This is a genomic window from Pantoea sp. YR525 (assembly GCF_900116775.1).
In the GTDB taxonomy this organism is placed as follows: domain Bacteria; phylum Pseudomonadota; class Gammaproteobacteria; order Enterobacterales; family Enterobacteriaceae; genus Pantoea; species Pantoea symbiotica.
This window is the reverse complement of the sequence record NZ_FPBU01000008.1, coordinates 155,421-180,335: the sequence shown is the minus strand read 5'-3', so window position 1 is coordinate 180,335 and position 24,915 is coordinate 155,421. Positions and strand designations below refer to the sequence as shown.

The following is a 24,915-nucleotide window of genomic DNA, read 5'->3' as shown; positions in this document are numbered from 1 at the left end:
CATGGCTGAATCGTTGCTGACACAACGCTCTTTTCGCCCCTGGAAACAGGGGCTTTGCTGGCTGATGTTGCTGGGGCCACTGTTTTTTCTCAGCTACGGGCAGGTTAACACTTTCACCGCGACCCGCGATGATGTGGCAAGCCTGGTATTTGCCTGGGAACGCTCGATCCCGTTTGTTCCCTGGACTATTGTGCCTTACTGGAGCATCGACGTGCTTTATGGTATTTCGCTGTTCATCTGCACATCAAGACAAGAGCTGATGCGTCACGGCTATCGCCTGCTTGCTGCATCGCTGGTGGCGTGTGCTGCTTTTTTACTTTTCCCGCTGAAGTTTACCTTCACGCGCCCGGAAACCCAGGGTGCGTTCGGCTGGTTGTTCCGCCAGCTTGAACAGTTTGATTTGCCCTATAACCAGGCACCTTCGCTGCACATCATTCTGACCTGGCTGCTCTGGCTGCGCTTTCGCCAGCATCTAAATAGCAATGCGAGAATCGTTGCGGGCGGTTGGTTCCTGCTGATTGCTGTCTCCGTACTGACCACCTGGCAACACCATGTTATCGATGTAATTAGCGGGATTGTGGTCGCGGTCATCATCAGCTACCTGATTCCGATTAGAGGGGAATGGCGCTGGCAGCGGCCCACTTGGCACGCGCGACGTCTTGCGGGTAAATACTGCCTGGGAGGAATGCTGTTTTTAATGGCGGGCGCAGCGATTCCCAGTGGTTATTTACTGCTGTGGCCTGCCGTAGCGCTGCTGTCAGTGGCTGCGGGCTATGCCGGCTTGGGCGTGACGGTATTCCAGAAAAGCAACCACGGCAACTTATCTCTCTCCGCCCGCCTGCTGCTTTTACCCTATCTGATAGGCGCGAAGATTTCCCGCTGCTGGTTTTCCCGGCATACCGCGCAATGTAATGAGATTGCCGCTGGCGTATCGCTGGGCAGGTTTCCGGACAAGGCGCAGCAAGATTTGGCAGTTTTTGATCTGACCGCAGAATTACACAAAGGCAACCGGAACGCACAGAGTTGGCAGGCCTATCCGCTAATGGATCTGCTGGTGCCAGACATTGAGCATTTGCGCACTTCAGTAAGACAGCTCCAGCAACTGCACCGGGAAAGTGACAAGGTGTTGGTTTGCTGCGCGCTGGGTTTATCGCGCAGTGCCACGGTGATTGCGGCGTGGCTGCTGGCGGAAGGGCATGCGACGTCTGTCGCTCAGGCCGTTGAACTCATCCATTCCCGACGCCCGCAGATTGTTCTCACCCCTGCACACATTGAAATACTGGAAGCCTTCAGCAAGGAACAGCTATGTCAGACATCATGATGACCAACCGAATTGTGCAAATTCATCTGGCAAGCTGGCGCTACTTTGCCGCGCTGACACTGCCACCGTTGGCGCTGATACTCAGCCTTCTCTACTCCGCGCTGAGTCTGCCGTTAATGTTGTTGTTCTTCATCACACACTACTACTGCTGGCGTTTATGGCTTGATGAACGGCTCTTCGCTTTGCTCAATAACGAAGACGATCTTGCTGAGTTTGACCGGGGCATGGCGCAGCTGTGGCCGAAAAAATTTTCCCGCCCGCGTTCTCTGGCAGATCGCCTGCACGGAACAAGAGTCATGTTTTACCGGGCAATGATCTCACTACTGGTGCTGTGGATGGTTTCACTCTGCTCAGTGATTTATCAGGCACTCACGCTGGCTGAGTAGGTGAACAATGAACGCTCATGATTTTCTAAAATATTTCGACAGCGAAATGCGTTATCTGAAAGCTGCTGCGCAGGAGTTTGCTGAGGAATATCCGGAGGCGGGACGGCGACTGGGTGTCGACGGCAAATCTCTGAAGATGGATGACTCGGTCGAGCAACTGTTTCAAGGCTTCTCGCTGATGATGGCGCAGATGCGTCGCAAGATTGATGACGGTATTCCGGAGCTGACGGAGCCGCTGCTCGGGCATCTGCTGCCCGTGGTCAACCGCACGCTGCCATCAATGTCTGTGGTGGAACTTACGCCCGATAGGGTCGCTCAGGTACGTGACGCGGTGCTGCCGGCAGGCACAACGCTGCTGACCCGACCGATGGATATTACTGGCCTGCGCTGCCCGTATCGCACTACCGATGCGCTGAAATTGCATCCGCTGACGCTGGGCGAGATAACGACGCCCTTCCATCCTGATGGACACCAGATGATCTCCCTGCGGTTTTCACTCAGCCCTCAGGCAGATCCGAGCCAAATCGATCTCAGCGATATCCCGCTCTATATCCACGGAGATCGCCCGGTGCAGTCGCTGATGTATCAGGCCCTAACCAACCATATTGAAAGAATTACTGTTCGCCAGCCGCAGAGCGATAACTGTGATCCAAAACCCTTTAGTGGCGACATCCGTGCCCGCTGGCAGCAGCACTGGCACTCGGTCTGGCCGGAAAGCGATAGCCCAGCCTTGTGCGGCGAAGTGCGCCCGCTGCTGGAATATTTCAGTTTCCCGGCTCGCTACGCCTTCTTTACTTTATCGGGGCTCAACACGCTTCTCTTCAACGAAAGCTGCCGCGAGGTGATTCTCGATATTCACCTTAGTCAGCCACTTCCTCGTGATATTTCCCTGCCGGCGGACGCGCTGCGTATTCACTGCGTGCCGGTGATTAACCTGTTTACGCTGAACGCCGAGCCGCTGAAGGTGAAGCCTGCAGTGCTCGATTATCGTCTGCGTCCGCACCGCCTGCGCGATCAGCACACTGAGATTTACAGTGTTGATGAAGTTGCCGCCAGCGAAACACTGGATAAGCGGCGTTATGTGCCGTATCGGCACTTCCGGCAAAAAGGTGGCATGTTGCAACGCAAAGAGTCCTGGCCGGAGCGATATTTCCATACGCGTGTTTGGCGTGGTGTCAGCGGTCTTTATGAAACCTTGCTGATGCTGGGTGGCGATGAAAGCGAGACCGATCGGGGCGAGGATGATGCCACGCTGTTTATGAACATCACCTGCACCAATGGTAACTATCCGCGCATGGCGCTGGAGAAAGCCGTATTTGATGGAAGCGCGGTCACCGGCAACCTGACGTTGCAGTGCACAACGCGTCATCCCCCTTCTATGCCTTATTACCCGCCAACTACGCAATTATTTCAGTGGCATGTGATGTCGCTGCTGCATCCGCGCGCCCTGAGCCAGATGATTAACGACGCTGCAAGCCTCCGAGCCGTGCTGGCGCTGTTTGACTGGAGCAATGACGATAACAACCGCCGTCGCATCAGCGGTATTCGTCACGTCAGCTGGCGTCAGGACTATAACGCCTCGTATCACTGGCACGGCGTGCGTATTCGCGTGGCGCTCGATGAAACCCAGTTCAGCGGTACCGGCGATGCCCGCCTGTTCTGCGAGTTGCTGGAACAGTTCCTGACGCAGTACGCCAGCGTTGTGCGCTTTACCCAGCTGACGGTGCTGCTGACCGCTTCGGGCACCGAGTGGGCCTGGCCAGAGCGGCGCATTGACAGGGTGCTGATGTGAGCGACGAAAACAAGAAACCGTTCTGGCTGGACGACAAAGGCCGTGACCAGACGGCGCAGTATAACTTTTACCGCTTCTGCCGGTTGCTTGAACAGACGACCGGCAGCCGTCTTGGCACGGGCCACACGCCAGAGAGTGATCCGGTGCGATTTCGTCCCAATCCGCATTTGGGCTTTCCCGCTGGAGAGCTAAAACGCACGGAAATTGACGTCGATAACCCGGATGCGATACCAACGGTCAGAACCAACTTCTTCGGCCTGTACGGTGTGGATTCACCGCTGCCCACCAGCATCATTGATGATATCAACCAAGGCCGCGATGGTGCGGATGCGATGGCGGCGTTTCTGGATATCTTCAATCATCGGTTGATGACGCAGTTTTACCGCATCTGGCGCAAGTACAGCTATCCTGCCACCTTTGAGCCGGGCGGTACCGATGCGGTTTCGCAAAGCCTGATGGCGCTAACCGGCATTGCCCACAGCGGCGACCAACCTTCATCACGCCTGCTAGCGATACTTAAACCGTTGCTGCATACCACGCACACTGCTGAAGGTATTGCAGCGGTGATCAACAGCCAGGCACCGAACACCAAAGTTGAGGTTTTCGCACACCATCCGGTGACGATGCCGGTGGCAAAACGCGCCCGACTTTCACTTAAAGGTGGCATGACACTTGATCAGAATCCGATCCTGGGTGATGAAACTCGCGTGGCTGATTACTGCTCACGGGTTGAGCTTTCAACAGACGATCCTGATGAGGCAAAGGGTTGGATGCCTAACGGGCAACTCAGGCAGGACGTGATGGCGCTACTGCGCACGTATCTGGGCTGCGACTATGATTTACGGTTTTGGCTGACGATTCCCACCAAATTGCTGCCAATGCCGCGGCTGGGCGATGCCGGGTTGTTTAATGGATACAACATGATGCTGGGGTTGAGGGAGGATAATCGGAGCGCGATGCCGGAAACGGTGCACATCAAAGTGGGAAAGCTGCGAGAAAGTAATGTTAAATAACATAAACATCGAGAGTGAATAAATGGAAGAAATAAACTCAACAATTAACTTCTCAACTTTAATAAGCAACGAGTCGCTTAAGCTATCTCTAGGTGTACTTATTCCAGGGTTAATAAAAGCCGCGTGGCCACTTATAAAAAGATTGGCAGGCATTCATTATGCTGAGAAGGCAACTATCACTGAAAAAAGAGCAAAAGCACTTAGCTGCATTTCCGAGTTGTACACAAAAAGTATAAATACTGCCACGGAGAATGCTGTTAAGGCACTATATGATGTAATAGGAATGCAGTACTCGGTAAAAGTAAACGAGCTGCTTTTGACATTCCTCAGAGAGCGAAATATCAGCTATGAAGATCGAGACTTTCAAGGCTTCATTAAAACCCCTTGCATCAAGGACATTCAGAACGACTCGTTTAATAGTTACAATAAACGGTACAGAAAGTTAAGAGGTCTTCAACTCGCATTCATCAGTATCATTTCGCTGATTCTTCTCACTGCTTTATTTATATTTGCAGAAATAGCTAAAACCTCATCTGGAACCGAACAAGTGTTTTTCATTGTGCTCGCTATGTCAGCCTATTTTTTAAATGTGTTTTGGTTCCTTTTCATGATGAGTCAGTTTGAAAGATTCAGAAGAGCAAGAATTTTTTACAGAACATTTTCTCCATGGCTACAACAAAAATTGCGTGAGGAAGCTGATATTCAGACAAAACAACAACAGAAGCTGAACTGGCAGAATAAATATTTGCGCACAGACACGCAAATGCTACATCACTTTTATGATTAATCGTTCAGAGGGTTACGATCCTGGAATGCACCACCCAGACGATAGTAATATTGCGCCTGGTAACTACTGAACTTTAATGTATCTTTAATGATAAGTAGCTTTAAATTTGGCTTAATTTTGTAAAAATGCCCAACTCCAATTGTATGATTGAAATACATTAACGAAACGCCTAATTTGTGTAAAATCATCACACTTTCATGAACTCAACCTAACCGGAAATGCTATGGCTGGCGTGAACAAAGCTCAACTGACTGAAACCGACATCGTAACGAAATTCATCCTACCAGCCATCAAGGCGGTTGGTTGGGATGACATGACGCAGATTCGTCAGGAGGTGAAGCTACGAGATGGCAAAGTCGTCGTTCGTGGCAAGTTAGCATCCCGCCAAAAAGTGAAATCTGCCGACATTGTTCTTTATCACAAGCCCGGTATACCGTTGGCAGTCATTGAAGCGAAAGCCAACCAGCATGAAATTGGCAAAGGCATGCAACAAGGATTGGGCTATGCCGCTTTGTTAGAAGTGCCATTCATATTCGCCTCCAACGGCGATGGCTTCATTTTTCACGATAAAACCCACCCTACTCAGCTTGAACGTGAAATTACGCTTGATGATTTCCCCACTCCTGCTGAGTTATGGGAAAAGTTCTGTATCTGGAAAGGTTATACCGCCGAACAGTTGCCTATCATCTCCCAGGATTACCATGATGATGGTTCCGATAAGTCACCACGCTATTATCAGCTTCAGGCAATCAATAAAACCCTTGAGGCTATCTCAGCAGGCCAAAGCCGCATATTGTTGGTGATGGCTACTGGAACCGGAAAAACGTATACAGCGTTCCAAATCATCTGGCGATTGTGGAAAGGCAAACATAAGAAACGAATTCTATTTCTAGCCGATCGTAACATTCTGGTAGATCAAACCCGCATCAACGATTTCCAGCCTTTCGGCCAAGCGATGACAAAAATAACTGGCCGCACGGTTGATCCCGCTTTTGAAATTCATCTGGCGCTGTATCAGGCATTAACTGGACCCGAAGAGCAAGATAAGGCGTATAAGCAAGTTGCCCGTGACTTTTTCGACCTGATCATCATTGACGAATGTCATCGTGGCAGCGCGGCTGAAGATAGTGCATGGCGCGAAATACTGGAATATTTCAGTAGCGCAACCCAGGTTGGTTTAACGGCCACACCGAAGGAAACGCATGAGGTCTCAAACACCGATTACTTCGGTGAGCCGGTTTATACCTATTCGCTTAAGCAAGGCATTGAAGATGGCTTCCTCGCTCCTTATAAAGTGGTACGCGTCGATATCAATGTAGACTTGCAAGGTTGGCGTCCATCGAAAGGGGAAGTCGATAAAAATGGTGAGTTGATAGAAGACCGCATCTATAACCAAAAAGATTTCGATCGCAACTTAGTCATTGATGAGCGCACCCAACTGGTAGCGGAAACCATCACGGATTACCTCAAGCGCACCAATCCAATGGATAAAACCATCGTCTTTTGTAATGACATTCCCCATGCAGAGCGGATGCGGCGTGCACTGGTGAATCTCAACGCAGCGCAAATGAAAGAAAACGACAAATACATCATGCGCATCACAGGTGATGAGATTGAGGGCAAAAAACAGCTCGATAATTTTATTAATCCGAAAAAGCCATATCCGGTCATCACCGTAACATCGGAATTGATGACAACTGGGGTAGATGCCAAAACCTGTAAGCTGGTAGTGCTTGAGCAGAATATCCAGTCGATGACCAAGTTCAAGCAGATCATTGGACGCGGTACACGCATCGATGAACGCTACAACAAGCTGTGGTTTACCATTCTTGATTTCCGAAAAGCGACTGAACTGTTCGCAGATGAGCGCTTTGATGGATTGCCAGTGAAAGTTATAACCACTACGCAAGAAGAGGTTGCCGATCCTGATTCCGATTTTGATGAACAACTAGAAGACGAAGCGCTGGATGCCGGTAGTCAACCTGATCATGCAGAAGATATATCACCAAGTTATCCATCTGACTCGGCAACGGAAGCGGAACCTGAAGGTGAACTGCCGGAGTCTGACGAAGAACGACGTAAGAAGTTTTACGTAAGAGGTGTTGTTGTTAACGTTCTTTCTAAACGTGTTCAGTATTACGACGCTGACGGCAAACTGGTCACCGAATCTTTCCAGGACTACACCCGCCGCACACTGATGAAAGAATACGCTTCATTAGATGACTTTATTCAGCGTTGGCAAGGTGCTGAGCGTAAGCAGGCCATTATCGAAGAGCTGGAACAGCAAGGCATTATCTGGGATGTACTGACCGAAGAAGTCGGCAAAGATCTGGATCCCTTTGATATGCTTTGCCATGTCGTTTATGGACAGCCGCCGCTTACCCGCCGTGAACGCGCGGACAACGTACGCAAGCGCAACTACTTCACTAAGTATTCTGAATCAGCGCAAGCTGTGCTGAGTAGCTTGCTCGACAAATATGCCGATGCTGGTGTGAAAGAAATCGAAGATATCCAGGTACTGAAGCTCCGTCCTTTTGATACCATGGGCCGCCCTTTAGAAATCATCAAAAAGAACTTTGGTGACAAGGAAAGCTACATGAGTGCCGTTAGCGATTTGGAAAAAGAAATCTACGATCTCCCCCCTCGCTCGGCATGATCCTCTTTCAATGTCTGTCATCGTGGTAAATGCACGATGGCAGACTTTTTTATTACGGAAACCGCAACAAACATGTCTATCAGTTCAGTAATCAAGTCCTTACAGGACATCATGCGAAAAGATGCCGGTGTGGATGGCGATGCGCAGCGCTTGGGTCAGCTTTCATGGCTACTGTTTTTGAAAATTTTCGATACTCAGGAAGAAGAGCTTGAGCTGGAAATGGATGCTGAAGAGTATCGTCTGCCTGTTCCCGCAAGATATCTTTGGCGCAACTGGGCAGCTGATGCAGAAGGCATCACGGGCGACGCGCTGCTTGAGTTTGTGAATGATGATCTCTTCCCTGCCCTGAAAAACCTGACTGCACCTCGCGATAAAAATCCGCGCGGCTTTGTGGTGCGGGAGGCCTTCAGCGATGCCTATAACTACATGAAAAACGGTACGCTGTTGCGTCAGGTGATCAATAAACTTAACGAGATCAATTTCGGTGACAGTAATGAACGCCATATGTTTGGCGACATCTACGAACAAATTCTGCGGGATTAGCAGAGCGCAGGTAACGCTGGTGAATTTTATACACCACGTGCCGTAACCCGTTTTATGGTTAACCGCATCGACCCTAAATTGGGCGAGCGTGTTATTGATCCTGCCTGCGGCACCGGCGGATTTCTGGCCTGTTCCGTTGATCACATCCGAGATAATTACGTCCACAACACCGACGATCACCAAACGCTGCAGAAGCAGATTCACGGTGTTGAGAAGAAACAGCTCCCGCACTTGCTTTGTACCACCAATATGCTGCTGCACGGTATTGAAGTCCCGGTGCAGATTCGCCATGACAACACGCTGAGTAAGCCGCTCTCCTCCTGGGACGAGCAATTCGATGTCATCGTTACCAACCCGCCGTTTGGTGGTACAGAAGAAGACGGTATTGAGAAAAATTTCCCTTCTGAAATGCAAACGCGCGAAACCGCTGATCTCTTTCTGCAACTGATTGTGGAAGTGTTAGCGGATAAAGGTCGCGCTGCTGTCGTTCTGCCGGATGGCACGCTATTTGGCGAGGGTGTTAAAACCAAGATTAAAAAGCTGCTGACGGAAGAGTGTAACCTGCACACCATCGTGCGTTTGCCGAACGGCGTGTTTAACCCGTATACCGGTATTAAAACCAATATTCTGTTCTTCACCAAAGGCCAGCCGACTAAGGATATTTGGTTCTACGAACATCCTTACCCAGATGGTGTGAAGAACTACAGCAAAACCAAACCGATGAAGTTTGAAGAGTTCCAGACGGAAATCGATTGGTGGGGCAATGAAGCCGACGGCTTTGCCAGCCGTGAGGAGAGCAACCAGGCATGGAAAATCAGCATCGACGACATCATCGCGCGCAACTTCAACCTGGATATCAGGAACCCGTATCAAGGCGAAATTATCAGCCATGACCCGGATGAATTGCTGGCGCAGTATCAGACACAGCAGGCGGAAATCAGCGAACTGCGTAACCAATTGCGTGACATCCTTGGTGCCGCACTGGCAGCCAACAAGGGGGTGAACTGATGACCGTTGAGAAGCTGATCACCGATCATATCGATACCTGGTCCTCTGCGCTACAAACCCGCTCCACGGCGGGGCGTGGCAGTAACGGCAAGATAGACCTCTATGGCATTAAGAAACTGCGCGAGCTGATTCTGGAATTAGCAGTACGCGGTAAACTGGTGCAGCAGGATCAAAATGATGAACCGGCATCTGAGCTACTAAAGCGTATCGCTGCCGAGAAAGCCGACCTGGTTAAGCAGGGTAAGATTAAAAAGCAGAAGCTGCTTCCTGATATTAGCGAAGATGAGAAGCCGTTTGAGCTGCCGGATGGATGGGAGTGGGTGCGGTTGAATGATATTAGTGAGTACATACAACGAGGAAAAGGCCCAAAGTATTCTGAACAAGGTTCTGTAAAAGTTGTGTCTCAGAAATGTGTGCAATGGAACGGTTTTAAATTAGAACAATCTCGTTGGATTACGGATGAATCTATCCATTCATATACTGAAGATCGCTTTTTGAAGGATGGGGATGTTCTTTGGAACTCAACAGGTGCTGGTGGTACGGCAGGTAGGTGTATTTATCTGCCTGTAGTGAAAGAAAAACTAGTTGTCGACAGCCATGTCACGTTAATTCGAACCATTAGAGATAATGGAAAGTTTATTAGTAACTATATTTCCACTTATGGGATTCAGAATCGCTTCGATCCAAAGCACTCGAATACATTATTATCTGGCACAACAAATCAGGCAGAATTAAATTCTTCTGTTGTTACTTCTTTCTTAGCTCCATTCCCTCCGCAAAGGGAACAGGAAAGGATAAACGAAAAAACAGCAGAGCTCATGTCCCTCTGCGACCTACTGGAACAGCAATCTTTAACTAGTCACAATGCACATCAGCAACTAGTAGAAACCCTGCTGGCAACCCTGATCGACAGCCAGAATGTAGAAGAGCTTGACGAAAACTGGGCGCGAATTAGCCAGCATTTCGACACGCTGTTTACCACCGAAGCGAGTATCAATTCGCTTAAGCAAACCATCCTGCAACTGGCGGTAATGGGTAGACTGGTGCCGCAAGATCCGAACGATGAACCCGCATCCGAATTGCTCAAACGTATTGAGCAGGAAAAAGCGCAGCTAGTGAAAGAAGGCAAAATTAAAAAGCAAAAACCATTGCCGCCAATCAGTGACGAGGAGAAGCCTTTTGAATTACCTTCGGGTTGGGAGTGGATTCGGTTCGGTGAAATCTTGGCAGAGTTGAAGTACGGGACTTCTCAAAAGTGTGATTATTTAACTAATGGGTATCCTGTTCTGAGAATTCCCAACGTGGTTGGGGGAGAAGTTTCTCTAGAAGACATGAAGTTTGGAAAGTTATCAGAGCATGAAGTGAAGGAGTTGTCTTTAGAAAAAGATGATTTAATTTTCATTCGTTCCAATGGAAGTCTTAATATTGTTGGTCAATGTACTTTGCTAAGACAAGATTTAGTTAACCACGCTTATGCTGGTTATTTAATTCGAGCAAAAATGCACAATAACTTTGTGTGTGCTGAATATATCTCATTAATGACAAAGGCTGTTTTAATTCGCAACCAAATAGAGAAACCAGTCAGAACAACTACGGGTGTTAAAAATATTAATTCATCTGAGCTATCAAATTTAAAACTAACATTTCCGCCTTTATCAATGCAGATGGTAATAGTAGAAAAAGTTAATGCCCTTTTGAGTTTTTGCGAATCTCTCAAATCCCGCCTTAATTCTGCTCAGCAAACTCAGCTCCATCTGGCGGATGCCCTCACTGACGCAGTCTTAAACTAAAGAACAGACGATGCAGGTTCATCATGCTATCTAGCGGGTTAGAGATAACCCCCAGCCGCCAACCATAAGCAAACTAGCCAGCGAGCAACAGTCGGTGAAGGGCTTTTTAAACGCCCCCCACTAACGTGCGTAAATTGCGGGTTGATTCCAATACTGCATGGCGGGGTGCTTTAAAGAGAACGGGAATCTGAGATTTCCGTTTCTACGACCTAAGACACATCTGGGCAAGTTGGCTTATTCAGGCTGGGGTGCCATTGTCGGCATTACAGGAAATGGGCGGCTGGGAGAGTACAGAAATGGTGCAGCGTTATGCTCACCTGGCACCGAACCACTTAACGGAACATGCGAGACAAATTGACGCGATTTTTGGCAGTCGTGTCTCAAATCTGTCCCATGGGGAAAATTTGAAAGCGGGAGTAGAGTGATAACTCGTTGATTTGTATGGTACGCCCTACAGGATTCGAACCTGTGACCTACGGCTTAGAAGGCCGGTGCTCTATCCAACTGAGCTAAGGGCGCATAGTGATTGGGTCGGATTATACGTCCAGCGGCTCGCGCGTCAACGTTTTTGCCTCCCACCAGCAGCGGAGTGCTGCCAGATTAACCAAAACCCCTTAATGCCGCTTGCGCCACTCGCTTAACGACACCAGATTCCCGCCCTGTTCTGTTTCGCCTTCCAGCTCAATCCCTTGCTGAGTGAAGTGCGCATTGTACTGGTCGCGCAGCGCATGCAGTTCCTGGCTGTCTGGCTCCAGCTGGCGCAAGAACCCCAACGCCAGCAACAGCTGTTGCCTCGATATCAACGCTGAAAACCCCGCGCGGCTCAAAATGCCGTGCCAGCGCTGCCTATTTTCGTCGCTGCCATCGACAATCAACACCTGCCAAATCAGCAGCACCGCTGCGCCATTGTGCAGATGCGTGTCGTTATCGCCCGCAATGTAGTCGGTAAACTCTTTTGCCGCCTCTTTGCCCATCAGCGACAACATCGATTCGATATGCACCGGCGGCAGCTGCAACCGTTTATTGAGCGCCTGCACCGCATGGCGCGAGCTGGCCGTCAGCAGCTGAAAACCTACCACGAACACCACCGCCAGCGTGGCGAGAATTAACCAAATCATCACGTCATCCATCTCATTCACTGCCGGGCATCATAAGCGCTAATGCGGGCTGGCGCCACGGCGAAAAATCGGGAAAGCGGCGTTGATGGCGAATCTCTACCTGACAGCCGCACGCGCTTCTGACAGAATAGACGCCATCCCCGATCTAACCCTCTACAGATGGATTTCCTCTCTGATGGCAGCAAAAATTATTGACGGTAAAACGATTGCGCAGCAGGTGCGCCTTGAGGTTGCCGAAAAAGTACAGCAGCGTCTGGCGGCCGGTAAACGTGCACCCGGTTTGGCAGTTGTGCTGGTGGGTGAAAACCCGGCTTCGCAGATCTATGTCGCCAGCAAACGTCGTGCTTGTGATGAAGTGGGCTTCATCTCTCGCTCATACGATCTGCCCGCCACCACCAGCGAAGCCGAGCTGCTGGAGCTGATTGATACGCTCAACAACGACAACGATATCGACGGCATTCTGGTGCAGCTGCCGCTGCCAGCCGGCATCGATAACGTCAAAGTGCTGGAGCGCATCGTGCCGGACAAAGACGTGGATGGCTTCCATCCGTACAACGTCGGTCGTCTGTGCCAGCGCGCGCCGAAACTGCGTCCGTGTACGCCGCGCGGCATCGTCACCTTGCTGGAGCGCTACAATATCGATACTTACGGCCTGAACGCCGTGGTGGTTGGCGCATCGAATATTGTTGGCCGTCCGATGAGCATGGAGCTGCTGCTCGCCGGTTGCACCACCACCGTGACGCACCGTTTCACCAAAGATCTGCGTCATCACGTTGAGCACGCCGATCTGCTGGTGGTTGCAGTCGGCAAGCCGGGCTTTATTCCGGGCGACTGGATCAAGCCGGGCGCGGTAGTCATTGATGTGGGTATCAATCGTCTCGACAGCGGCAAAGTGGTGGGCGATGTGGAGTTCGAAGCAGCTGCTGAGCGCGCCTCGTACATCACGCCGGTTCCAGGCGGCGTCGGTCCAATGACGGTCGCTACATTAATCCAAAACACGCTGACGGCGTGTGAAGAATTTCACGACATTGAGGAGGCATAATGGCCAGTTTTTCTCTCGGTAAACATGCCCACGTTGATTTGTGCGACCTGCTGAAACTCGAAGGTTGGGTGCAAAGCGGTGCGCAGGCGAAAGCCGTGATCGCGGAAGGCGAAGTGCGCGTCGATGGCGCAGTTGAAACGCGTAAGCGCTGCAAGATTGTTGAAGGCCAGAAGGTTGAGTTTGCAGGTTTTAAAATTACGGTTGTTGCGTAATTAGGTGGCGGTCGCCATTAGTGGCGCCGTCACGTTAAGTGCAGTCATTGGCACGGTCGCCATGAATGGCGACCCTACTTTCCCCTTCTATTTGCTCCAGCTCGATATGATTCACCGCCGTATGCTGCGCAATCAGCGTGGCCAGTTTCGGTGAATGGCTGGTGATCCACAGTTGGCTGAACTGGCTGGCTTCAGCAATCAGTCGCGCCAATGCGGGCAACAAGTCTTCATGCAAACTGTTCTCCGGTTCATTCAGCGCCATAAACGCTGGCGGACGCGGGCTGAGCAGCGCCACCACCAAGCAAAGAAACCGCAGCGTGCCATCCGAGAACTCGGCGCTCTCCAGCGGACGCAAAATCCCACGCCGTGACATCAGCATCTGAAAACGTCCGTTCTGCACATCAACGTGAAATTCGGTGTCGGGGAAAGCTTCGGCCATCACTTCAATCAGTAATTCGGAATGACCGCGTTCAACGATAGTGGCCCAGGCCGTCGCCAGATTACTGCCATCATGGCTCAGCACCGGCGCGCGTACGCCAATCTGCGGCGCACGAATCGGTGAACCAGGCCACACAGCAAATTCATGATAGAAACGCCACTGACGTAGCCTTTCACGCACCTGTGAAAGCTCCGGATACAGATGCGGTTCCCCCAGTTGCCCAAACAGCGACTCTTCGGGATGCAGCACCGCCGGATAGGCTACGCGCTCGCCTTGCACGTTATGCAAAAAGGCGGTCTGATTTTGCCGCTGCATGATGCAGGAGGAAGGACGCCGCCGTTGGCCGCTCATCCATAAACGCTCCTCTTTCACCAGCGGATCGAGATTGAACATGCTGGTGACGAGCGGCTCAGGAAAACCGATATCGAGTTGATAATCCATATCGTCCATCACCACCGCCAATGCCAAACGTTTGGGATCGTGGCGACGATCGCCGCGCCGCAATCCGCCCGCCCACATCGCTTTCTGGATGCCGCCCTCTTCCGCCAACGCCAGCGCTAAGCGTCCGCTCGCCGCTTCGTGTAGCAGTCGCACCGCTTTATACAGGTTGGATTTGCCGCAGCCGTTTGGGCCGCTTACCACGTTGAGCTGTTGCAGCGGCAGTGTCAGGTCGCGCACCGAGCGGAAGCCGTGAATGTGAATCTGTTCAATCGCCATCAATAAAAAAGGGCGATTTCTCGCCCTCTCCGGTTATTTGCGTCGCCAGCTTGAACCTTGCGGTCCATCCTCAACGATAACGCCCAACTCATTGAGCTTATCGCGCGCCACATCCGCCTGCGCCCAATCTTTGGCTGCACGCGCATCGGAACGGGCTTTCACCCAATGCTCGATTTCCGCCACTTCATCGTCATTTACCTGCGCACCGCTTTGCAGGAACTGCTCGGGATCCTGCTGCAGAATGCCAAGCACGTTAGCGATCTGGCGCAGTTTCGCCGCCAGCGCATCAGCGGAGGTTTTGTCTTCGGTTTTCAGGCGATTGACTTCACGCGCCATATCGAACAACACCGAATAGGCTTCCGGCGTGTTGAAGTCGTCATCCATCGCAAGACGGAAACGCGCCTCAAACTCTTCGCCACCCGCCGCCGTGGCGTTGGCATCGGTATGACGCAGCGCGGTGTACAAACGCTCAAGCGCGGCACGCGCCTGGTTGAGGTTATCTTCGCCGTAGTTGAGCTGGCTGCGATAGTGGCCCGACATCAGGAAGTAACGCACGGTTTCAGCATCGTAGTGCTGTAACACATCGCGCACGGTGAAGAAGTTATCCAGCGATTTCGACATCTTCTCGCGATCAACCATCACCATGCCGGAGTGCATCCAGTAATTCACATACGGACCATTGTGCGCACAGGTGGATTGCGCCACTTCGTTTTCATGGTGCGGGAACATCAGATCCGAACCGCCGCCGTGAATGTCGAAATGGGTGCCGAGCTGCTTGCAGTTCATCGCCGAACATTCGATGTGCCAGCCTGGACGACCGTTGCCCCACGGCGAATTCCACGCTGGTTCGTCGGCTTTGGACATCTTCCACAGCACGAAGTCCATCGGATTGCGCTTCACATCTGCTACTTCGACGCGCGCACCAGCCTGCAGCTGCTCCAGATCCTGACGCGACAGCGCGCCGTAATCTTTGTCGCTCAGCACGTCGAACATCACGTCGCCGTTGTCCGCCACGTACGCATGATTGCGTTCAATCAGCGTGCCGACCAGTTCGATGATCTCATCGATATGGCGGGTCGCGCGCGGCTCCAGATCCGGCGGCAGAATGCCGAGCGCGGCGAAATCTTTGTGCATCTCGGCGATCATGCGGTTGGTCAGCGTTTCAATACTTTCACCGTTTTGATTGGCACGTTTGATGATTTTGTCATCGATATCGGTGATGTTACGCACATACTTCAGCTGATAGCCCATATAACGCAGATAACGCGCCACCACGTCGAATGCCACAAACGTACGCCCATGGCCGATATGACAGAGGTCGTAAACCGTGATACCACACACGTACATACCGATTTGACCGGCATGGATGGGTTTGAATTCCTCTTTCTGTCGACTCAGGGTGTTATAAATCTTTAGCATTGAACGGTTCCGTTTATTTACGTGTGCGGGATTCGAACGTGATAAATGTGCATTTGGTTTAATACGGTCACCATAAATGGCGACCCTACGTAACCTAACCAGCCGGTTATTGTGCCGTATTTTTCTGACTTGTGCATCGCTCGGTTGCCAACTGCCGTCCGGTTACTGACGCGTTATTGGAAATTGTGATATAAGAAGCGTCTACAAAAATGCCTCGCCGCCTTGCAGGCGCGGCAGCGACACTGACGACAACCTTGACAGGAAGAAAATAATGGTCACTTTCCAGACGAACCATGGCGATATCGTAATTAAAACTTTCGATGACAAAGCGCCGGCTACCGTGAAGAACTTCCTGGAATACTGCGCGGAAGGTTTTTACGATAACACTATCTTCCATCGCGTAATCAACGGTTTCATGATTCAGGGCGGCGGTTTTGAGCCTGGCATGAAGCAGAAAGATACCAAAGCAGACATCCGCAACGAAGCGAACAACGGCCTGAAAAACACCAAAGGCACCCTGGCGATGGCGCGTACTCAGGCTCCACACTCTGCCACTGCCCAGTTCTTCATCAACGTGGCAGACAACGACTTCCTGAACTTCCGTGACGAAAGCCTGCAAGGCTGGGGTTACTGCGTGTTCGCTGAAGTGGTTGAAGGCATGGACGTGGTTGAGAAAATCAAAGCGGTGAAAACCGGCCGCAGCGGCATGCATCAGGACGTTCCGGTTGAAGACGTTGTCATCCAGAAAGTGACTGTTAGCGAGTAATGTCGCGCACGCTGTTTATCGCAGATCTGCATCTGTGTAATGAAGAACCGGCAATTACTGCCGGTTTTCTGCATTTTTTGCAGGGTGAAGCGCGTTCCTGCGATGCACTTTACATCCTCGGCGATCTGTTTGAAGCCTGGATCGGCGACGACGATCCTAATCCGCTGCATCAGCAAATCGCTGCGGCGCTCAAGGCGCTGCCGGTACCGAAATTTTTCATCCACGGTAATCGCGACTTCCTGCTCGGCCAGCGTTTTGCGCGGGCTAGCGGCATGATGCTGCTGCCGGAAGAAAAGGTACTCGATCTCTACGGACATCGCGTGTTGATCATGCACGGCGATACCTTGTGCACCGACGATGAAGGCTATCAGCGTTTTCGCGCCAAAGTGCATCAGCGCTGGTTGCAGCGCCTGTTTCTCGCGTTACCGCTGCGTCTGCGCATGCGCATTGCCGCGCGTATGCGCAATGGCAGCAAGCAGGCGAATCAGCACAAGTCGGTCAGCATCATGGACGTTAATCAGTCCGCAGTGGAAGCCGCGATGACGCGCCAGCAGGTGCCGATTCTGATTCACGGCCACACGCATCGTCCCGCCATTCATCCCTTCACGCTGCACGGCGAAAACGCCCAGCGCGCGGTGCTCGGTGCCTGGCATGAGAACGGATCGATGATTCAGCTTGATGCCAGCGGCGTAAGCCTGATCGAATTCCCCTTCTGAAATCCGGGCGTAAATGCCCGTTTTCCGCCTACGCAACCGTTTTCCTTGCTGCCATCTCATGCTATTCTCTGTGCCCTTCTTCGCCTGCCCGCCCGGCCAGGTTCGTTTGCATATTCACAGGAGTTGACCGCATGTCATCCAACGCCGCCCCGGCCCGTATCGCCATTGTCATGGGTTCCAAAAGTGACTGGGCTACCATGCAGTTCGCCGAGGAAATTCTTAACAGCCTGGATGTTCCCTTCCACGTTGAAGTGGTCTCAGCTCACCGTACGCCTGACAAACTGTTCAGCTTCGCGGAAACCGCAGCCGATAATGGTTTTCAGGTGATCATCGCCGGTGCTGGCGGTGCCGCCCATTTGCCGGGCATGCTGGCCGCGAAAACGCTGGTGCCGGTGCTGGGCGTGCCAGTGCAAAGTGCGGCGCTGAGCGGTGTCGATAGCCTCTATTCCATCGTGCAGATGCCGCGCGGTATTCCGGTCGGAACGCTGGCGATTGGTAAAGCCGGTGCCGCTAACGCCGCCCTGCTGGCGGCACAGATTCTGGCGATCCACGACAGCGCGCTGTCAACGCGCATCGCCAACTGGCGTCAAACACAAACCGATGAAGTGCTGAACAACCCGGATCCGCGGGAGGACGCATGAAGCCGGTTTGCGTATTAGGAAATGGTCAGTTAGGCCGCATGCTGCGCCAGGCAGGTGAACCGCTGGGCATCGCGGTCTATCCGGTGGGTCTGGATGCAGAACCTTCTGCGCTGCCGATCGCTGAAAGCGTGATTACCGCCGAGATTGAGCGCTGGCCGGAAACCGCGTTAACCCGCGAACTGGCGAGCCATCCGGCATTTGTGAATCGCGATATTTTCCCGCGTCTCGCCGATCGCCTGACGCAAAAACAGCTGCTCGATCAGCTGAACCTCGCCACCGCGCCGTGGCAGCTGCTGGCCGATAAAGCCGAGTGGCCAAACGTGTTCAGCACCTTGGGCGAACTGGCGATTGTGAAGCGTCGTACCGGCGGCTATGACGGCCGCGGTCAGTGGCGTTTGCGCGCCAATGAAACCGACACGCTGCCAGATGAGTGCTACGGCGAATGCATCGTTGAGCAAGGCATTAATTTCAGCGGCGAAGTGTCGCTGGTCGGCGCGCGTGGACACGATGGCAGCACGGTGTTTTATCCGCTGACGCATAACCTGCATCAGGACGGCATTCTGCGCACCAGCGTGGCGTTCCCACAGGCCGATGCCGCACAGCAACAGCAGGCAGAAGCGATGCTCAGCGCCATCATGCATGAGCTGAAGTATGTTGGCGTGATGGCGATGGAGTGTTTCATTACGCCCGAAGGTTTGCTGATCAACGAACTGGCTCCACGCGTACACAACAGCGGTCACTGGACGCAGAATGGCGCGTCAATCAGCCAGTTCGAGCTGCATCTGCGTGCGGTTTTGGGTTTGGCGCTGCCAAAACCGGTGGTGTTTGCGCCGTCGGTGATGGTGAATCTGATTGGTACCGATGTGAACCTGGCGTGGTTGCAACAGCCGCTGGTGCATCTGCATTGGTACGACAAAGAGGTGCGCGAAGGCCGCAAGGTTGGGCATCTTAATCTGACCGATAGCGATCATGGGCGCCTTGCGTCAGCGCTGAATGCGCTGGTGCCGCTGCTGCCGGAAGCGTATGCGAGCGGAATTGCGTGGGCGGTTGAGAAGTTATAGTGCAGCTGTTTTTCCCTCACCCTAGCCCTCTCCCGAAGGGAGAGGGAACCGATCGAGCTAACATGTTGTCTCCCTCTCCCTGTGGGAGAGGGCCGGGGTGAGGGCATCAGGCCTCTCCTTTATGCCACCATCTTCATCGCCACATGGCTCCAGCGATTCAGATGCGTAATCTGGAAACCATGTGCACTGAACAATGCATTCAACGACGCTTCCGAATGAATCGTAATATGACCGGTGCGCGGCGCAATATACCAGTCAGTCATCCCCAAATGACTCACTTCGTCAGTGGTCGCTGTGCTGAAGAAAAAAAACCCGCCTTTTTTCAAAAAACCTGACACTTCTGCCAGCGTTTTATGCGGATCCGGCGTATGCTCAAACACCTCAAAACTGGTCATAAATTCATAAGAATTCAGTTCTGGATAATCGCCGGGCACAAACGGATCCCACGCCACCATATCAATGCCCACTTCCTGCATTAAGCGCGCCAGCGTGCCGGTGCCTCCACCGTAATCCAGCATTTTTTTGCCGTGATACTTTTTGAATAACGTCAAAATCAGATCGCGATTTCTCATCGGTCGATTGATCTCATAGTTAGGATCAAACTGCCCGTAATCCTCGTTATACATGTGCTGTGCATAATCCGCTGACGTCCAGTCATCGCACGCGTGGGTATAAACCAAACCACAGGTCTGACATTGATGATAATAAATCGCCACGCCGGTGAGCGGATAAGTGTAACGACTGGCATTTTCCGAATGACAGATGGTATTGAAATCGGTCACACCATACAGCGTGGCTTCGCCCTGGCAGACTTTACAGCAGCCGATTTCAACAACGGATTTGACGATAAGTGGAGATGACATGTTTAGCCTTAAATAAGTCTGGTCTGCTTTGATGAGTCGACTCACACAGACCAGAACTTAAATTTAAGACAAGTCGTTTTGCTTATCCGGCACTGAAGCTTCTGAACAGCGCCTTCTGTTTTAACAGTCGAATACCCAACCAGGCACCGCACAGCGAGAGCAGCAGCGCGCCGCCGATCGGCAAGGCGATCCACAGCGTCCAGTCTGGCTGCCACGGGAAATCGAAGATCTTGCGCTGCAAGCCCCACAGCGCCGCTTCCGCACCTAGCGCTGCCGCAATCCCCGACACCACGCCAAGCAGCGCAAACTCGCACCATAACGTGCCGCGCAGCAGGCGCTTGCTAGCACCGAGCGTGCGATAGACCACCAACTCCTGCCGACGCTGGCGCATGCCAACCTGAATCTGCGCCAGCAGCAGCAGCACGCCGCATACCGTCACCAGCACCACCATCACTTCCAGCGCCTGACTCACCTGCGTCAGCACCTGGCCGATCTGGCGCATCATGCTGCCGATATCCAATAGGCTCAGCGTCGGGAATGCGCGATTAAGCTGCGCCAGCAGCGCCGGATTGCTCTCCATGCGGAAGCTGGTCAGCCAGGTTTGTGGCTGTTGATCGAGCGCACCCGGCGGGAAGATAAAGAAGAAGTTCGGCCGCAGACTTTCCCAATCCACCTTACGCAAGCTGGTAATTTTGGCGCTGAACTGCTGCGTGTCGCCGCTGAAGGTTAAGGTATCGCCGAGCTTCACGCCCAGACGATCCGCTAACTCCACTTCCATCGATACTTCACCGGCCTGCGGCGGCCAGTTACCGGAAATCAGCGGATTGTGATCCGGACGCTCCGCTTGCCAAGTCAGATTGAGTTCGCGATTTAGCGCGTTATCCAGCTTGGGATCGGCCTCTTTGCCATTTAGCTCAGTCAGACGCGCACGCACAATCGGATAGAAGGTTTCCGGCTTGAGCTGATGTCCGCTCAGGAAGTCGCGCACCTGTGGCACCTGCTCTTTGGTGATGTTCAGCAGGAAATAGTTCGGGCTATCTGGCGGCAGTTGTTGTTGCCAGCGATCCAGCAGATCGCCGCGCATCACCAGCAGCAGCGCCAGCAGCATAAATGACAGTGAAAACGCCGCCAGTTGGCTGAGCGTCATCGCCGGTTGGCGCAGCAGACGATTGATCGCCAAGCGCAGCGCCAGATTACGCACCACCAGCCGACGCAGCAGCAGCAAGGTGCCCCAGCCGAGCAACGCCAGCAGCAGCGCCAGCATCACCACGCCCGCCAGCAACGCCCACAACATTTTGCTGCCGCCCATCAGCAGCGCCAGCAAGCCAATCACCACCAGCGCCATCGCAGGTAGATAGATGCGCAGCGGCCAGACGTTCGCCACCGCATCCCGGCGCAGTACGCGTAGCGGTTGCGTTGCCATCAGCAAGCGATACGGACGCAAACCCACCAGCAGCGAAATAACAAACATCGCGCCAATCGCCCACAGCCACGGCCAGAAACTCGCCGCAGGCAGCGCGCCCGGCAGCACCGGTTTCAGCATCAGCAGCAGAATCACTTCAATGCCCTGCCCCAACGCGCTTCCAACAATCGCCGCCAGCAGCAGCACCGCCAGCCACTGGCCGATAATCAGCCGCTGCAGCGCTTTACGGGTTGCGCCCAACGTTTTCAGCACCGCCACCAAATCGTAGCGACTGCGGCAGTAATGACTCATCGCCACCGCTACCGCAGCAATCGCCAGCATCAGCGTCAGCAAAGCCGATAGCAGTAAAAATTGCTGCGCGCGCTGCATTGAGCGGCCCAGCGCATCTTCCGAGTTATCAACGCTGATCCAGCGCTGATCGGCTTTCAGCTGTGGTTCGATCCAGCTGTCATAGCGCGCCAGCGGTGCCGGTTCGCCGGAGAATTTGTAGCGCCAGCTCAGGCGACTGCCCGGCTGCACCGCGCCAGTTTTCTCCACGTCAGCCAGATTCATCAGCAGACGCGGCGCGGTCTGGAACGGATTGAAGCCGCCATCCGGCTCCTGAATCACTTCACCAGCAATGCGCAGCGTGGTGTCGCCGACATCCACGCTATCACCCACTTTCAGATTCAGCAGCGCCAGCAAACGCGGCGCAGCCAACACCGTGCCCGCTTGTGGACGCAAGCCTGGCGGATCGGTTTGCAGCGTGCCAAACATTGGATAGGCATCATCCACCGCTTTAACGTCCGCCAGCTGCGGCGTCTCTTGTGCGAACGTCATGGTCATAAAGTGCAGCTGGCTGCTAACCGACAACCCTTCTTCACGCGCTTTATTCAGCCACGCGTCCGGCGCGGGCGAGGTGGTGCGCAGTGTGCGATCCCCCGCCATAAAGTCGCGGCTCTGCTGGCTTAAGCCTTTCTCCATACGATCGCTGATCGATCCCAACGCCAGCACGCAGGCCACCGCAAGGGTGAGCGCCAACCAGACAATCAGCAGCGAGGGCGAACGCCACTCGCGCCAGAACCAGCGCCAAATCATGACTCCTCCCACAACTTGCCGTCGCGCAGCCGTAAGCGGCGGTCACAGCGCGCCGCCAGTTGTTCATCGTGCGTCACCAGAATTAGCGTGGTGGCAAAATCGCGGTTGAGGGAGAACAGCAGATCGGCGATGCGATCGCCGGTTTTACGGTCGAGGTTACCGGTGGGTTCATCGGCAAACAGTAAACCGGGACGGCCGCTAAAGGCACGCGCCAGCGCCACACGCTGCTGCTCGCCGCCAGAGAGTTGGGCTGGCAGATGGTGCAGACGATCTTTCAAGCCCAATAAAGTTAACAACTCCACCGATTGCGCACGACTTTCGCGATCGCTGTCGCCACGCAACAGCGCCGGGAGTTGCACGTTTTCCAGCGCGTTCAGCGTCGGCACCAGCATAAAGGATTGAAACACAAAGCCCACTTCGCGTGCGCGCAGTGCCGCACGCTGCTCTTCATTCATGCTGTGCAGCGGCTGGCCAAGCAGATGCACTTCGCCGCTGCTGCCGTCATCCAGTCCGGCCAGAATGCCCAGCAGCGTGGATTTGCCAGAGCCGGACTCGCCAATCAGGGCGATGGTCTCAGCTGGTTTGACAACCAGCTCAACTCCGGTAAGGATGGTCAGCTGATGCTCTCCCTGACCGACGGACTTAGTAAGATGATGAACTGCAACAATGTTTTCCGCTGGCATTATCCCTTCCTGTTGTTATTGCTTCTGCTGGTGTCCCGCATCGCCGCCGCCGATACCTTGCTGGTATTGGGCGACAGCCTGAGCGCCGGGTATCGCATGTCGGCCACGGCGGCCTGGCCGAGCCTGCTGAATAAAGAGTGGCAACAGCAGCCCAAAGTGGTGAACGCCAGCATCAGCGGAGATACCGCCGGACAAGGGCTGGCGCGTTTACCGGGCCTATTAAAACAGCATCAACCCCGCTGGGTGTTAATCGAATTGGGCGGTAACGATGGCCTGCGCGGTTTCCCACCGCAGAATATCGCCGCCGATCTGACCAAAGTGATCGACGAAGTGAAGGCCGCTAAAGCGCAGCCGCTGCTGATGCAGATTCGTCTACCGGCCAATTATGGACGTCGTTATACGGAGGCGTTTAGCGCGATCTATCCGCGCCTGGCACAGCAGTACGACATTCCTCTGGTGCCCTTCTTTATGGAGCAGGTCTACCTGAAGCCGGAGTGGATGCAGCAGGATGGAATTCACCCCAATCCGGATGCTCAGCCGTTTATCGCCAATTTGATGGCGACCGAACTGGCTCCGTTAGTAAAGCATGATTAATGCAGACGTGTGATTTTTAACGGGTAAAAAAATGCAAAGAACAATTCTCATCACCGGCTGCTCGAGCGGCATTGGTTTGGTCGCCGCAAATGACCTTTTATCGCGCGGCTATCGCGTGATTGCCGCCTGTCGCCGCGCCGACGATGTGGCACGTATGGAAGCGCTGGGATTTATTGGCGTGCAGCTGGATCTGGATGATGCCGCCAGCGTCGATGCCGCCGCCGATCGCGTGCTGGAACTCACCGATCATCGCCTGCACGCGCTGTTTAACAACGGTGGTTTTGGTCAATATGGGCCGCTCAGCAGCGTTTCGCGTCAGCAGTTAGAGAAGCAGTTTTCCACCAACCTGTTTGGCACTCATCAACTGACCATGCGCCTGCTGCCCGCGCTGCAAGCCAGCGGCAACGGGCGCATCGTCAATACCAGCTCGGTGCTGGGACTGATCTCCACGCCGGGTCGTGGTGCTTATGCCGCCAGCAAATGGGCGCTGGAAGCCTGGAGCGATGCGCTGCGTCTCGAAGTGCGCGACTCAGGCGTGCGCGTCAGCCTGATTGAGCCAGGCCCGATTAGCACCCGTTTCACCGATAACGTGCATCAGGGCCAGCAGGATAAACCGGTACGCAATCCGGGCATCGCCGCGCGTTTTACCCTGCCGCCAGAAGCGATTCTGCCGAAGCTGCGCCACGCGCTAGAGAGCAAACATCCACGCCTGCGCTATCCGGTGACGCTGGTCGCCTGGGCGATGAGTCTGCTGAAACGTCTGCTGCCAGGTTGGATACTGGATCGCATTTTGCGCAGCAACTAAGCTGCAACACAGAATCAAACTTGAACCGGGGCAGCTTGCCCCC

At 53.4% G+C, this 24,915-nt stretch carries 21 protein-coding genes, 1 tRNA gene and 2 pseudogenes; 17 read left to right on the top strand and 7 right to left on the bottom strand.

Going from position 1 to position 24,915, the window contains the following annotated elements:
• Position 1: 1 nt before the first annotated feature.
• The 9 genes and pseudogenes from BM323_RS17400 to BM323_RS17355 form a co-directional block, all read left to right on the top strand.
• Positions 2-1,321 carry a phosphatase PAP2/dual specificity phosphatase family protein gene (locus BM323_RS17400; protein ID WP_036648212.1) on the top strand — a complete coding sequence of 440 codons (1,320 nt, stop codon included), beginning with the start codon at positions 2-4 and terminating at the stop codon, positions 1,319-1,321.
• Complete coding sequence (locus BM323_RS17395) at positions 1,306-1,707, top strand: hypothetical protein (protein ID WP_008103795.1); 402 nt, start codon at positions 1,306-1,308, stop codon at positions 1,705-1,707. Before BM323_RS17400 ends, BM323_RS17395 begins: the two co-directional genes overlap by 16 nt.
• Positions 1,708-1,714: 7 nt before the next feature.
• On the top strand, positions 1,715-3,499 hold the full coding sequence (tssF, locus tag BM323_RS17390) for a type VI secretion system baseplate subunit TssF (RefSeq protein WP_008103797.1): 1,785 nt from the start codon (positions 1,715-1,717) through the stop codon (positions 3,497-3,499).
• Positions 3,496-4,512 (top strand): type VI secretion system baseplate subunit TssG, encoded by a 1,017-nt coding sequence (gene tssG, locus BM323_RS17385; protein ID WP_008103799.1) that lies wholly within the window; start codon positions 3,496-3,498, stop codon positions 4,510-4,512. The genes tssF and tssG overlap by 4 nt, the downstream gene beginning before the upstream one ends.
• Before the next feature lie 22 nt (positions 4,513-4,534).
• Entirely contained in the window at positions 4,535-5,299 is a 765-nt protein-coding gene (locus tag BM323_RS17380; protein WP_008103801.1) for a hypothetical protein, read from the top strand.
• Positions 5,300-5,522: 223 nt separating this feature from the next.
• Entirely contained in the window at positions 5,523-7,955 is a 2,433-nt protein-coding gene (hsdR, locus tag BM323_RS17370) for an EcoAI/FtnUII family type I restriction enzme subunit R (RefSeq protein ID WP_008103805.1), read from the top strand.
• Between the two features lie 72 nt (positions 7,956-8,027).
• Positions 8,028-9,506, top strand: a pseudogene (locus tag BM323_RS17365) (N-6 DNA methylase).
• A complete protein-coding gene (locus BM323_RS17360) occupies positions 9,506-11,296 on the top strand; it encodes a restriction endonuclease subunit S (RefSeq protein WP_008103809.1) in 1,791 nt (596 codons plus the stop codon). Before BM323_RS17365 ends, BM323_RS17360 begins: the two are co-directional and overlap by 1 nt.
• Before the next feature lie 122 nt (positions 11,297-11,418).
• Positions 11,419-11,721, top strand: a pseudogene (locus tag BM323_RS17355) (tyrosine-type recombinase/integrase); the annotation flags it as partial.
• Between the two features lie 17 nt (positions 11,722-11,738).
• Here the strand turns inward: BM323_RS17355 and BM323_RS17350 are convergent.
• Both BM323_RS17350 and BM323_RS17345 read right to left on the bottom strand, forming a co-directional pair.
• Positions 11,739-11,815, bottom strand: a tRNA-Arg gene (locus BM323_RS17350).
• A 95-nt stretch (positions 11,816-11,910) separates the two neighbouring features.
• On the bottom strand, positions 11,911-12,414 hold the full coding sequence (locus BM323_RS17345; RefSeq protein WP_008103811.1) for a DUF1198 family protein: 504 nt from the start codon (positions 12,412-12,414) through the stop codon (positions 11,911-11,913).
• A 175-nt stretch (positions 12,415-12,589) separates the two neighbouring features.
• Between BM323_RS17345 and folD the strand changes: the two genes are divergently transcribed.
• Positions 12,590-13,456, top strand: coding sequence for a bifunctional methylenetetrahydrofolate dehydrogenase/methenyltetrahydrofolate cyclohydrolase FolD (gene folD / locus BM323_RS17340; RefSeq protein ID WP_036648219.1), 867 nt, complete (start codon positions 12,590-12,592; stop codon positions 13,454-13,456).
• Positions 13,456-13,668, top strand: a complete 213-nt coding sequence (ybcJ, locus tag BM323_RS17335) for a ribosome-associated protein YbcJ (RefSeq protein ID WP_007890771.1) — start codon at positions 13,456-13,458, stop codon at positions 13,666-13,668. Before folD ends, ybcJ begins: the two co-directional genes overlap by 1 nt.
• 34 nt (positions 13,669-13,702) lie before the next feature.
• Here ybcJ and BM323_RS17330 read toward each other — a convergent pair whose 3' ends face one another.
• Together BM323_RS17330 and cysS are read right to left on the bottom strand one after the other, a co-directional pair.
• A complete protein-coding gene (locus tag BM323_RS17330; RefSeq protein ID WP_008103814.1) occupies positions 13,703-14,824 on the bottom strand; it encodes an AAA family ATPase in 1,122 nt (373 codons plus the stop codon).
• A gap of 33 nt (positions 14,825-14,857) precedes the next feature.
• A complete protein-coding gene (gene cysS / locus BM323_RS17325; RefSeq protein WP_091004144.1) occupies positions 14,858-16,243 on the bottom strand; it encodes a cysteine--tRNA ligase in 1,386 nt (461 codons plus the stop codon).
• A gap of 271 nt (positions 16,244-16,514) precedes the next feature.
• On the opposite strand from cysS, the gene ppiB reads away from it, so the two are divergent.
• From ppiB to purK, 4 genes are all read left to right on the top strand, one after another.
• Positions 16,515-17,009, top strand: a complete 495-nt coding sequence (ppiB, locus tag BM323_RS17320; RefSeq protein WP_008103818.1) for a peptidylprolyl isomerase B — start codon at positions 16,515-16,517, stop codon at positions 17,007-17,009.
• Entirely contained in the window at positions 17,009-17,725 is a 717-nt protein-coding gene (locus tag BM323_RS17315) for a UDP-2,3-diacylglucosamine diphosphatase (RefSeq protein ID WP_008103822.1), read from the top strand. The genes ppiB and BM323_RS17315 overlap by 1 nt, the downstream gene beginning before the upstream one ends.
• Positions 17,726-17,856: 131 nt before the next feature.
• Entirely contained in the window at positions 17,857-18,366 is a 510-nt protein-coding gene (gene purE, locus BM323_RS17310) for a 5-(carboxyamino)imidazole ribonucleotide mutase (RefSeq protein ID WP_008103823.1), read from the top strand.
• Positions 18,363-19,427 (top strand): 5-(carboxyamino)imidazole ribonucleotide synthase, encoded by a 1,065-nt coding sequence (gene purK, locus BM323_RS17305; RefSeq protein ID WP_008103825.1) that lies wholly within the window; start codon positions 18,363-18,365, stop codon positions 19,425-19,427. The genes purE and purK overlap by 4 nt, the downstream gene beginning before the upstream one ends.
• Before the next feature lie 119 nt (positions 19,428-19,546).
• Here the strand turns inward: purK and BM323_RS17300 are convergent, their stop codons facing one another.
• From BM323_RS17300 to ybbA, 3 genes are all read right to left on the bottom strand, one after another.
• Positions 19,547-20,290, bottom strand: coding sequence for a class I SAM-dependent methyltransferase (locus tag BM323_RS17300; RefSeq protein WP_091004141.1), 744 nt, complete (start codon positions 20,288-20,290; stop codon positions 19,547-19,549).
• An 82-nt stretch (positions 20,291-20,372) separates the two neighbouring features.
• The gene (ybbP, locus tag BM323_RS17295; protein ID WP_008103829.1) at positions 20,373-22,790 is read right to left on the bottom strand and encodes a putative ABC transporter permease subunit YbbP; all 2,418 of its coding nucleotides are present in this window, start codon (positions 22,788-22,790) and stop codon (positions 20,373-20,375) included.
• Complete coding sequence (gene ybbA / locus BM323_RS17290) at positions 22,787-23,473, bottom strand: putative ABC transporter ATP-binding protein YbbA (protein WP_008103831.1); 687 nt, start codon at positions 23,471-23,473, stop codon at positions 22,787-22,789. The genes ybbP and ybbA overlap by 4 nt, the downstream gene beginning before the upstream one ends.
• On the opposite strand from ybbA, the gene tesA reads away from it, so the two are divergent.
• Together tesA and BM323_RS17280 are read left to right on the top strand one after the other, a co-directional pair.
• Positions 23,441-24,067 carry a multifunctional acyl-CoA thioesterase I/protease I/lysophospholipase L1 gene (gene tesA / locus BM323_RS17285; RefSeq protein WP_175501722.1) on the top strand — a complete coding sequence of 209 codons (627 nt, stop codon included), beginning with the start codon at positions 23,441-23,443 and terminating at the stop codon, positions 24,065-24,067. The two genes, ybbA and tesA, sit on opposite strands and share 33 nt — an antisense overlap.
• Positions 24,068-24,098: 31 nt before the next feature.
• A complete protein-coding gene (locus tag BM323_RS17280) occupies positions 24,099-24,872 on the top strand; it encodes an SDR family oxidoreductase (protein WP_008103835.1) in 774 nt (257 codons plus the stop codon).
• Positions 24,873-24,915: the final 43 nt, after the last annotated feature.

What these genes read in the sequence shown, in the direction of transcription:
- ppiB (WP_008103818.1), top strand. Translation starts at nt 16,515, where the DNA reads ATGGTCACTTTCCAGACGAACCATGGCGATATCGTAATTAAAACTTTC.
- BM323_RS17395 (WP_008103795.1), top strand. Translation starts at nt 1,306, where the DNA reads ATGTCAGACATCATGATGACCAACCGAATTGTGCAAATTCATCTGGCA.
- BM323_RS17330 (WP_008103814.1), bottom strand. Translation starts at nt 14,824, where the DNA reads ATGGCGATTGAACAGATTCACATTCACGGCTTCCGCTCGGTGCGCGAC.
- cysS (WP_091004144.1), bottom strand. Translation starts at nt 16,243, where the DNA reads ATGCTAAAGATTTATAACACCCTGAGTCGACAGAAAGAGGAATTCAAA.
- BM323_RS17360 (WP_008103809.1), top strand. Translation starts at nt 9,506, where the DNA reads ATGACCGTTGAGAAGCTGATCACCGATCATATCGATACCTGGTCCTCT.
- ybcJ (WP_007890771.1), top strand. Translation starts at nt 13,456, where the DNA reads ATGGCCAGTTTTTCTCTCGGTAAACATGCCCACGTTGATTTGTGCGAC.
- BM323_RS17280 (WP_008103835.1), top strand. Translation starts at nt 24,099, where the DNA reads ATGCAAAGAACAATTCTCATCACCGGCTGCTCGAGCGGCATTGGTTTG.
- ybbP (WP_008103829.1), bottom strand. Translation starts at nt 22,790, where the DNA reads ATGATTTGGCGCTGGTTCTGGCGCGAGTGGCGTTCGCCCTCGCTGCTG.
- ybbA (WP_008103831.1), bottom strand. Translation starts at nt 23,473, where the DNA reads ATGCCAGCGGAAAACATTGTTGCAGTTCATCATCTTACTAAGTCCGTC.
- purE (WP_008103823.1), top strand. Translation starts at nt 17,857, where the DNA reads ATGTCATCCAACGCCGCCCCGGCCCGTATCGCCATTGTCATGGGTTCC.
- tesA (WP_175501722.1), top strand. Translation starts at nt 23,441, where the DNA reads ATGATGAACTGCAACAATGTTTTCCGCTGGCATTATCCCTTCCTGTTG.
- purK (WP_008103825.1), top strand. Translation starts at nt 18,363, where the DNA reads ATGAAGCCGGTTTGCGTATTAGGAAATGGTCAGTTAGGCCGCATGCTG.
- BM323_RS17400 (WP_036648212.1), top strand. Translation starts at nt 2, where the DNA reads ATGGCTGAATCGTTGCTGACACAACGCTCTTTTCGCCCCTGGAAACAG.
- tssF (WP_008103797.1), top strand. Translation starts at nt 1,715, where the DNA reads ATGAACGCTCATGATTTTCTAAAATATTTCGACAGCGAAATGCGTTAT.
- BM323_RS17380 (WP_008103801.1), top strand. Translation starts at nt 4,535, where the DNA reads ATGGAAGAAATAAACTCAACAATTAACTTCTCAACTTTAATAAGCAAC.
- hsdR (WP_008103805.1), top strand. Translation starts at nt 5,523, where the DNA reads ATGGCTGGCGTGAACAAAGCTCAACTGACTGAAACCGACATCGTAACG.
- folD (WP_036648219.1), top strand. Translation starts at nt 12,590, where the DNA reads ATGGCAGCAAAAATTATTGACGGTAAAACGATTGCGCAGCAGGTGCGC.
- BM323_RS17315 (WP_008103822.1), top strand. Translation starts at nt 17,009, where the DNA reads ATGTCGCGCACGCTGTTTATCGCAGATCTGCATCTGTGTAATGAAGAA.
- BM323_RS17345 (WP_008103811.1), bottom strand. Translation starts at nt 12,414, where the DNA reads ATGATTTGGTTAATTCTCGCCACGCTGGCGGTGGTGTTCGTGGTAGGT.
- BM323_RS17300 (WP_091004141.1), bottom strand. Translation starts at nt 20,290, where the DNA reads ATGTCATCTCCACTTATCGTCAAATCCGTTGTTGAAATCGGCTGCTGT.